Raw genomic sequence first — 9,394 nt, 5'->3', positions numbered from 1 at the left:
TGCCGCATGGAGAAGTCCAGGTGGTGGCGCAGGGTAGTGCGCTCCCAGTCGACCTCGTATTCCGCACGGGGTTCGGGATAGACCAGGCAATAGGGAAGCAGTGCTTCCAGAGAGTGCGGAACCCTGAGTATCTCCACCAAGCGCTCCTGGCGTTTCAGAACCACTCCGATAAAGGCATCCAGATGCCGTTTGAGGTTCTCGTCCTGGATGCGGCGATGTGAAGGCACGATAATTCTGGGGCCGATCTCTTTTATTCTCTGCACGGAATAAATCAGATCATCGATGTCTGCGGTATTGCTCCCCAGCCAGGGGCCGGTATTTACCAGATCGATGTCGCCGCTCATCAACAGCCCTTCTTTTTCAACGTAAAAACCGTGATGGCCTACAGTATGGCCGGGAAGATGCAGGGCGGTCACCTTTAAAGACCCAGATTCCCAGCTGTCTAAATCTGTAAAAGTGTCCGACAGCGGCTGGTGTCTGAATTCGTCCATAATGGGAACATCCCCAAAAGCCGGAGTGCTGTTGGAAAAACCCACGATCTTGGCCAGCCGCAAGACATCGCTCCAAAGGCGGAAGCGGTTATGCTCCATAAAGGCCTGGTAATCATGGTAGAAAGGTTCTTCCTGCGAGCCTATCATGATATCTGCCCGGGGAAATAATATGGTGCTGTGCGTATGGTCGATATGGCTGTGGGTGATCAAGACGCGGCTCACTTCCCGGGGCTTTATATCGGCCAGCGCTATACTGCCGGCACCGGTGTCTACCAATATCGGAGCATCCCCATTGATGTAAAGACAATTGCCGTAAGGATAGCGGGGCTTGACCGGAGGGGACACCATCCAGATGTCTTTGGTAATCTTCTGCAACATGATTGATCACCGCCAGTAAAAACTGACTATTATTCTACCACAAGTGGGCCCGAAGCGGTTGCAGGGAAGGAATGACGACCCGGCCAGACCTATATTCCGGCCTTGTGAAAATAGGACCAAAAGAAAAGAGGCCATCCTCAAGAGGACAGCCTCCACAGTACGCTTTTAATAATTTTCACACCACTGTTCGTAATGAGCCTGGGGATGATCGCAGGCCGGGCACACCTGGGGCGCCTCGGGGCCTTCATAAACATAACCGCAGTTGCGGCATTTCCACTTGATGGCAGAGGGCCGCTTAAACACCGTGCTCTGCTTTACGTTCTGATACAGCTTCAAATAGCGCCTCTCGTGGTACACTTCCACAGAAGCGATGGCTTTGAATATATCAGCTATCTCATCAAATCCCTCTTCACGGGCGATGCGCTCGAATTCGGGATACATCTGACTGTGTTCATAGTGCTCTCCTTCGGCCGCATCCACCAGGTTTTCCGGTGTCTTGGGGATAGAGCCGCCCATCAGTATCTTGAAGAACCGTTTGGCATGCTCCTTTTCATTGAGCGCGGATTCGGTGAAGTACTCGGCAATCTGTTCATAACCGTCTTTCTTAGCCTGACTGGCATAATAGTCGTATTTGTTGCGTGCCTGAGATTCGCCGGCAAAAGCAGTCCACAGGTTCTGTTCGGTTTTTGAACCTTTCAATTCCATAAACAAGCCCTCCCTCACATTTATTTGCATCATTGAGACTATACATAGAATAACAGATTTTACGGTCTGATATAAACCGTAATTATTCCAATTCCGCGCTAAATGGAACATAAGTAGGAATAAAGCCATCGAACAGCGAAAGACTTACCTAAATATTGGCCTTCCACAGCCTGATCCCGCTTAAACGGCCTTGAAAGGAATGATTCATCTGCAAAAAAGAACCTGTGTGGTCAGAAGTATCGAAGAAACCCGAGTGTGCAGCCTGGAGTACCCCTTGTCAGCCGTGGGGGCCGAAAGCATCCAGGATTTTATAGTGATAAGCCCGGACTTGTGCCATGTCGCCTATATCGCCCAGCTGCAGCGTTCGCAAATGGTGGTTTTGGACGGAAACCCTCAGCTGGAATTTGACGAGATTATCAAGGGCAGCCTGGTATTCAGTCCGGACAGCAAGCGCCTGGCTTACGTGGGCAGCAAAAACGGGCAGCAGATGGCGGTCATCGACGGCAAAGCCAAAAAAGGCTATGAGGGCATATTATCCGACAGCCTGGTATTTACCCCCGACAGCAGGCGGCTGGCTTATTCCGCTCAGAACGAGGGCCAACAGATGGTTATAATAGATGGCCGCAGCCGCAGAAAATATCAGGGCATTCTCGCTGCCAGCCTGCAGTTTTCACCGGATGGAAAGCACCACGCCTATGCAGCCTGCAAAAATGGTTCGTGGCTGGTAGTTGAGGATGGCAAGGAACACCAGGCTTATCAAGGCATTTCTGTGGGAACCCTGAGCTTCAGTCCTGACAGCAGCCGGCTGGCTTATGCGGCCAAAAAGGACTACCGCTGGATAGTGGTTTGCGATGGCCGGGAAGGAGAACCCTATAGCGCCGTGGGAGGAGGCTCCCTGATCTTCAGTTCCGACAGCCGGCATCTGGCCTACGCGGTCTTGATCGGCAACCAGCCCGCAACGGTTGAAGGCAAATATACCACTTCTAAAAACAGTAAACAATTGGTCGTTGCCGATGGCATTGAAGGAAAGCAGTATGACGCCGTGGGAGGGGATAGCCTGATCTACAGCGCTGATGGCAGTATACTGGCATATGCGGCCATGCAGGCACAGAAAGTCCTGGTGGTAAGCAACGGCGAAGAAGGGCCGCGTTTTGACGGCATTGGCAAGGCCACCCTGGTATTCAGCCCGGAGGGGCGTCATATGGCTTATATAGTGCGTGAAAAGCAGCGCTGGTGTGCAGTTGTAGACGGGATACAGGGCAAGTTTTATGATACCTTCCTGGAAGGAGGGGTGGTATTCAGCCCGGATGGACAGCACTGGGCCTATGCGGTGCAGAATGAAGGCAAGGCATTCGTGGTCAGGGATGGTGAGGAAGGCAATTATTACGATGCCGTGGTCGGCGACAGCCTGGCCTTTAGCCCCGATTCCCAGCACCTGGTGTACACAGCCCAAAACGGAGATCAACAGTTCGTGGTTTTCGACGCAGATGAAGGCCAGGACTATAACCTCCTGTATACCACACAGGAGCGGGGGATTGTATTTCTATCCAACGACCGCATCCAGTATCTGACCTTGATGCCCAGCGGGGAGTTCCGCCTGGTTCAGGAAGAGGTGCTGGTTTATTAAAATACCGAAATATTCGTAGTGATAATAACCCGCCATGGGATATAATATTATTTAAGGAGAGGAGGGATAATCGATGGTCGAAAATACACGGATCGTTTTAAAACCGGAAATGAGTGCCAATTATGAAGGCGAGATCAAGGATGGCAAGCCAAGCGGTCAAGGGACTGCTTATTATCGCAACGGCGGCAAGTATGTAGGTGAGTGGAAAGACGGCCTGCGCCACGGCTATGGCAAAGAGTATTATCCCGATGGAAATCTGCGCTATGACGGAGAATGGGTCAATGGGGTGCGACATGGCATGGGCAAGGCTTATACCGATGATGGCTACATGATCTACCAGGGAGAATGGAAATACGGCAAACCCATTAACTATAAGTACAGCTGGATGATGCCTTAGCCTTAAGAAGGGTACTTGACCGGGGCGGGTCGTAGCACTTTGCGGTGTTAATGACTCCGCTCCTTTTGTTTGGGGCAAACGGCGGCCGGGGTCTCTTGATGCGGGCGGCTATGTCGAGGATTACTCCTTTCGGGTTTTTTGGCAGGATGTTGAATAACCGCTTTTAAGCAGCAGGTGAATTCGAGCATGATGGGGAAAGATATGAAAATTTTGCGGGGCCTTAGCGATTATCCGGGAAGTGCGGCGGTGGTACTGGGGGCTCACATCAATGGCCTGGGCATCATCAGGAGCTTGGGCCGGGAGGGCATCCCGCTGATAGCTATTGATCGTCAGGCCATGATGGGGCAGTACTCCCGGTTCAGCACCCGGCATATAGTTTTGGAGGACAACCATCCCCGGGAATTCCTGGAAAGCCTGTGCCGATTGGGAAGCGGACTCGGCCATAAAGCCGTCTTGTATATCACCGATGACAGGTATTTCCGGGTATGCGCCGCGGCAGCGGAAATGCTGGCCGAGCATTTTTATCTTCCTTTCAATACCCGGATGGGGGAAGCCGCTATAGACAAAGCCTATCAATACAGGATCTGCCGGGAAAACCTCATTTCCTGCCCGCTCACTTTCATCGTCACCACAGGTCTTGATGTGGAGAATCTGCTTAAGCAGCGCAATGAGCTGCCTTATCCCCTGATTATCAAGCCGGGCGATCAATCCTGCTCTCTGTCCTTTTCAGCGGGAAAGCGTTTGTACGAGGTGGAAAACCAGCACAAACTTCTGGAGTTGGCCCCTTTGATAGAGAAAAACCTGCCTCTGCTGGTATGTGAGGTAATACCGGGCGAGCCCCAGGCATTATGGGCCTACAATGCCTACTGCCATCAGCCCGGGGAGGTTGTGGCAGGCTGGACCGCTCAGAAGCTCAGCCAGCGCCCCTACCGGCACGGCAGCTTCACCATTATGCGCAGCGTTCATAACCCCGAAGTGGCCGAAGCGGGGAAAGCCGCCTTGCGGGCCCTGCAAATCCAAGGGCCGGCCGAGGTGGAGTTCAAATGGAACCGGCAGCGGGGGTGTTTTCAATATATAGAGACCAACCCCCGGCACATACAGTACAATGGTCTGGGAAGGCTGGCCGGTGTCGACCTGGTCTTGGCCCATTATTATGCGGCTGTGGGCGATGAGGATAAACTCCGCAAATGGGCGGGTATGCAGCAATCCGGAGAGGCCTTCATGGTTCTGGCCGGACAGGAAATGGCCAATGTGGTGCAGCTGCCCGGGCGCATGCAGCGCAGCAAACAGCTGTTCAGCTGTATTTTTAAACCGCGGCGCATGTGGGCTATTCATGATTGGGAAGATCTGGGGCCTTCGCTGTATTATCTGCAATATCTTTTGAAAAAGGGCTGGAGAAAAAATACCGGGCAGGGTTGATTAAAGGAAGCGCCCACCGGGCGTTAAAACGTATGGCCGGGTTTATTATCAGCGGCCCCATCCACCGACAAGGGCGCCGGGAGGCAAGACCCGCTATAGCTTTTGTATGGCCGCTGCCCGAAGTCGGGCGACAGAACCTCAATACCTCAAGGAGGGCTTAGTTTGCAGATTGCACTACACCCGGTTCTCAAGCAAAACCGTGAACGTATTGCCGTTGTGGTAGGATCCCATGTTACCGGCCTGGGAATCATCCGAAACCTGGCGCGGGGCGATGTGCCCGTCCTGCTTCTGGATTATGAGGCCAATCCCGGGGCTTATTCACGCCATGTCACTCAGGCCCTGATTTTCGATTACCGCCGGGACTGGGAGCAATTTGTCCCACTGTTATGCGCTATCGGGCGCCAGCTCCCCCAAAAAGCGGTCTTATACCTGACCGACGAGCGCTACTGCCTGCTCTGCGCCCGGGCCTGGCAAGAGCTCAGCCAATACTACCATCTGCCTTTCAACCCGGAAACTAATATATACCGGGAGGCCCCCGGGAAAACTGGGGGATGAATGCTTACTGCGACGAAAATCATCAAGTGGTAGCCGCTTATACCCGCACCAAGATAAGCCAGTATCCGTTTCGGGGCGGCACCGCCACCATTATGGAAGCCCCCTTTAACCAGAGGGTATTTGAGCTGGGAGAAAAGATCTGCCAGGCACTGGAAATCATCGGACCGGCTGCCATAGAAGTGAAATACGACCGTCGCGATGATCAATATAAATATGTGGAGACCAATTTCCGCTATCCGCGCAGCGGCTCAATGTCACTGCAGGCCGGGGTTTTGGTGCCCTTGATCCACTATTATCACATCACCGGGCAGCACGACCGGCTTAAAGGGCTCAGGAAAGTGCAGCAGGAAGATTCCGGTTACTATATCGAGGCCCTGTGGGAGTGGATGAATGTGGTGGAGAACCGCCCCCGGGGCGAACATCTCTTAAGGGTTCTGAAAACGTACCTGGTACCTAAACGTACCTGGGCGGTATGGGATTGGCAGGATCCCCGGCCGGGAATGGTATATGGGTGGCGCCTGGCGGGCAAAGCCCTGCATCGCCTGAAATCCAGGTTTTAATGCGATGAGAGCCTATGCCTCGTCAAGCGGCTGCCAATGTGCCGCGCAACCAGCAGGCGTTAAAGCCAATTAGGATCTGGCTGCAAACTGCGGATAAAAACGGGGACGAGTCTGCATCATATAAGTGAGGAAAAACCATGCGCGAATGCTGGCAATCGCGGCCTGATTATTCCATAATGTGATTAGCTGAGGCCAACGCCCGGCCAGGATGACCCGGAGCAACCGCTCTGACAAGTCCGTCAAGCCAATAGCTGGCCGATCATTCTAAACCAAGACTGATAGGCAAAAAACATTTTCGCGACAGAAAGGAGAATTTTAATGGACAATCTGGAAAAGGTCTGGCAGGCTTTTGAAAAGGCGGGGGAGCCGCTGAATTCCAAAGCCGTAGTCGACGTCACCGGGCTGGACAAAAAAGAAGTGGATAAGCTCATCAAAAAACTGAAAGACACCGGCAAATTGGAATCCCCCAAGCGCTGCTTCTATCAGCCCAAAGCCTAAATGGCGTACGGGAGGACGTTTCCCGATACCATCAAAAAACTGCGCCGGCTGAAGCCGGCGCAGTTTGTGGCAGGGAAACTAGATTTTTGAGGCAACGGGTCAGTATAACTAAACGCCGTCGCTAGTCTGGGTAGGGTTCATGGGGCAGCCTTTGCCTCCGCGTCCCAGGCCTTTGCCCTGAGAATCATGAGCCGGGCAGATCTGATCAGCTTGCTCCTGGGTCAAGGTGCCGTTGTTGATCAGCTCCTGCAGAGGGTTCTGTTTTTGCGCTAAGTTAGCCTTCATATAAGCTAAGCGTTCCTCTTTGCTCATGTTTTTGATTTTCTCAAATTCAGCCTGGCGCTGCTGCCAATTAGCCTGCAAGGCTGCCAGGGCGGCATCAGCCTGAGCCTGGGTTATGGCGCCTTGTTTGACAAGTTCCGCCAACCGAGTCTGCAGGGCGGCTTCCCGGCTTTGCTGCTTTTGGGCCCGCAATGCATCTCCAATGGCCTGAGCCTGTTCCTGAGTGATTACCTTATCGGCAACCGCTTTATCCAGGAAACCCTGTCTTGCGGGCTGCTCGTTGCGCAGGGCCTGTCTTTGTTCCGGAGTCAGGTTTTTCATCTGCTCTCTCTGGGCCTGGCGCTGTTCAGCCTGGGTTTTCAGATAGGCGGCTAAGCCATCGGCCTGTTCCCGGGTGAGGACATTGTCGGCCACCAGTTTGTCCAGGACGGTTTGTAAAGCCGCACTCCGCGCAGCCGGATCCGCCTTCCCTGTCATTTTCCCGCCTCGGCAGGCCGCAAACGGTTCGGATTGGGTATCCGCAGCATCGCTGCCGGCTGCCAGAGCCAATCCGCCCGAGGCCATCAGGAAAATGCCGACCAGTGCAGCTGCCAGCCATCGGTTAAAGCGTTTCTTTTCTTCCATTCCATCCATCCTTTCCTTAAAAATTGATCATTTTCAAAATGATCACTTGTAGTATATCCGGCTCAGGTGAACAAAAGGTGAACAACAGGTGAAAATTATTTGGCAGGCCTAACACTATTTAGCGGCAGAAGTTTTTGAAATTTAAGCCTGAATAGGCTATAAAATAGGGAAGAGGGCTGTTCACCGAATGTTCACAACCCGATACTACAATAATAATGATGGATGGTCTTAATCATTTGCCAATAGCATTGAAGGGATAATTTTCATGAAAAAAATCCTTATCGCTGACGATGAAACCCGTATCCGCCGCTTGGTGGCCGATTTTCTGCGCAAGGAAGGCTTTGCTCCCCTGGAAGCGGGCGACGGCCGGGAGGCTCTGGAAATTGTCGAAACCCACTGCGATCTGGCCCTGGCTATACTGGACGTGATGATGCCGGAATGCGACGGCTGGACAGTATGCCGCGAAATTCGCAAAGCATCCCATTTGCCGGTGATCATGCTCACCGCCCGCAGCCAGGAATCGGACGAATTGTTCGGATTTGAGCTGGGGGCTGACGAATATATCACCAAGCCTTTCAGCCCGCAGGTTCTGGTGGCCCGCGTGCAGGCCCTGCTGCGGCGCAGCGGGCGGCAGTCCCAAAAAGCCCTTGCCCTGAACGGCCTGGAGATCGACGAGGGCGCCCGTTTGGTAAAGGTTGAGGGGGAGCGTATCCATCTCAGCCCCAAAGAATATGAACTCCTGTTTTATTTGGCCTGCAACCAGGGCATAGCTCTGAGCCGCGATCAAATCCTCAATGCGGTCTGGGATTACAATTTCTTCGGCGATGTGCGCACCGTTGACACCCACATCAAGAAACTGCGTTTGAAACTGGGCGACAAAGGGGACTGCATTCAGACCGTGCGCGGCCTGGGCTACCGCTTCGAGGTTAAACCATGAAAAATTCCATCCAATCCAAACTATTTATCGGACTGGGATTGGTGATCCTGTTCTTTGTGCTGTTCTCCATATTTTTAAACAACAATTATCTGGAAAAGTACTATTTGAATCAGAAGCTGAGTTTGCTGGATTCCACCGCCGGGCTTATCGATAAGCAATATAAAGGCCTTCCCGAAGATATCCTGCTGGCCCTGGAAGGGGCTGAAAACACCGCCAGTGTCAATGTCATCATCCTGGACAGCCGCCTGCAGGTCAAATACCTCTCCCTGTCCAGGCGCAATCCCACGCAGCGCAACGAACTCAGCCTGGCTACCATAGCGGAGCGCTACGATGAGCTGACCGAGTACGGCAGCTTCAACCTGATCACCCGCGACCTCCGCCTCAATGATGATTTTCTGAATCTGGTCTATCTCCTCAACAACCGGGACATTCTGGTCTTGAGCACCCCTCTGGCGGCTATTCAGGCCAATGCCGCGGTGGCCAACCGTTTTTTCCTGTACACCGGGGCGGTCACACTATTGCTGGGCAGCCTGGCGGCATTCCTGTTTGCCCGGCGCTTTACCCAGCCTATTCTGGAAATGAACCGCATCGCCCAGGACATGACCCGCCTCGACTTCAGCCGAAAGGTGGAGGTCAAGAGCCAGGATGAACTGGGGGAACTGGGGCACAGCCTCAATTCCCTGTCCGAGCAGCTCAACCGTTCCATATCAGAACTGCAGGGCGCCAACGCCCGCCTGCAGGAAGAGGTGGAGCGGGAGCGCCAGATAGACGAGATGCGCAAAGAATTCATCTCCAATGTCTCCCATGAGCTGAAAACCCCGATCTCCTTGATACAGGGCTATGCCGAGGGGCTAAAGCTGAATGTGGCCGAAGATGAAAACAGCAAGAATTTCTACTGTGAGGTGATCATGGATGAGGCCG

General features: G+C 53.2%; 11 protein-coding genes. 8 read left to right on the top strand and 3 right to left on the bottom strand.

Annotated elements, in window-relative coordinates; all coding sequences use genetic code 11:
* Together B3W37_RS09205 and rbr are read right to left on the bottom strand one after the other, a co-directional pair.
* Positions 1-869: MBL fold metallo-hydrolase (locus B3W37_RS09205; RefSeq protein WP_483175497.1), on the bottom strand; the 869-nt coding region annotated here is incomplete at its 3' end.
* Between the two features lie 165 nt (positions 870-1,034).
* Positions 1,035-1,574: a rubrerythrin gene (rbr, locus tag B3W37_RS09200; protein ID WP_481039956.1), complete on the bottom strand. Its 540-nt coding sequence runs from the start codon at positions 1,572-1,574 to the stop codon at positions 1,035-1,037.
* 199 nt (positions 1,575-1,773) lie between these two features.
* On the opposite strand from rbr, the gene B3W37_RS09195 reads away from it, so the two are divergent.
* The 6 genes from B3W37_RS09195 (at position 1,774) to B3W37_RS09170 (ending at position 6,630) form a co-directional block, all read left to right on the top strand.
* Positions 1,774-3,201, top strand: coding sequence for a WD40 repeat domain-containing protein (locus B3W37_RS09195; protein ID WP_483171610.1), 1,428 nt, complete (start codon positions 1,774-1,776; stop codon positions 3,199-3,201).
* A gap of 73 nt (positions 3,202-3,274) precedes the next feature.
* Positions 3,275-3,598 carry a hypothetical protein gene (locus tag B3W37_RS09190; protein ID WP_481039953.1) on the top strand — a complete coding sequence of 108 codons (324 nt, stop codon included), beginning with the start codon at positions 3,275-3,277 and terminating at the stop codon, positions 3,596-3,598.
* A gap of 201 nt (positions 3,599-3,799) precedes the next feature.
* Complete coding sequence (locus B3W37_RS09185; protein ID WP_483175496.1) at positions 3,800-5,017, top strand: carboxylate--amine ligase; 1,218 nt, start codon at positions 3,800-3,802, stop codon at positions 5,015-5,017.
* Positions 5,018-5,179: 162 nt separating this feature from the next.
* Positions 5,180-5,572 carry a hypothetical protein gene (locus B3W37_RS09180; protein WP_483175495.1) on the top strand — a complete coding sequence of 131 codons (393 nt, stop codon included), beginning with the start codon at positions 5,180-5,182 and terminating at the stop codon, positions 5,570-5,572.
* Complete coding sequence (locus tag B3W37_RS09175) at positions 5,569-6,132, top strand: hypothetical protein (RefSeq protein ID WP_483175493.1); 564 nt, start codon at positions 5,569-5,571, stop codon at positions 6,130-6,132. The genes B3W37_RS09180 and B3W37_RS09175 overlap by 4 nt, the downstream gene beginning before the upstream one ends.
* A gap of 318 nt (positions 6,133-6,450) precedes the next feature.
* Positions 6,451-6,630, top strand: a complete 180-nt coding sequence (locus B3W37_RS09170; RefSeq protein ID WP_483171607.1) for a MarR family transcriptional regulator — start codon at positions 6,451-6,453, stop codon at positions 6,628-6,630.
* Positions 6,631-6,738: 108 nt separating this feature from the next.
* Here the strand turns inward: B3W37_RS09170 and B3W37_RS09165 are convergent, their stop codons facing one another.
* Entirely contained in the window at positions 6,739-7,536 is a 798-nt protein-coding gene (locus tag B3W37_RS09165; protein WP_483175492.1) for a hypothetical protein, read from the bottom strand.
* Positions 7,537-7,801: 265 nt separating this feature from the next.
* On the opposite strand from B3W37_RS09165, the gene B3W37_RS09160 reads away from it, so the two are divergent.
* Both B3W37_RS09160 and B3W37_RS09155 read left to right on the top strand, forming a co-directional pair.
* Positions 7,802-8,473, top strand: coding sequence for a response regulator transcription factor (locus B3W37_RS09160; RefSeq protein ID WP_483171605.1), 672 nt, complete (start codon positions 7,802-7,804; stop codon positions 8,471-8,473).
* A partial coding sequence (locus B3W37_RS09155) for a HAMP domain-containing protein (protein WP_483175491.1) occupies positions 8,470-9,394 on the top strand: 925 nt, incomplete at its 3' end. The genes B3W37_RS09160 and B3W37_RS09155, both read left to right, overlap by 4 nt.

The organism is Syntrophomonas sp. UBA5494 (assembly GCF_002426325.1).
This window is presented reverse-complemented; position numbering and strand designations above follow the sequence as displayed.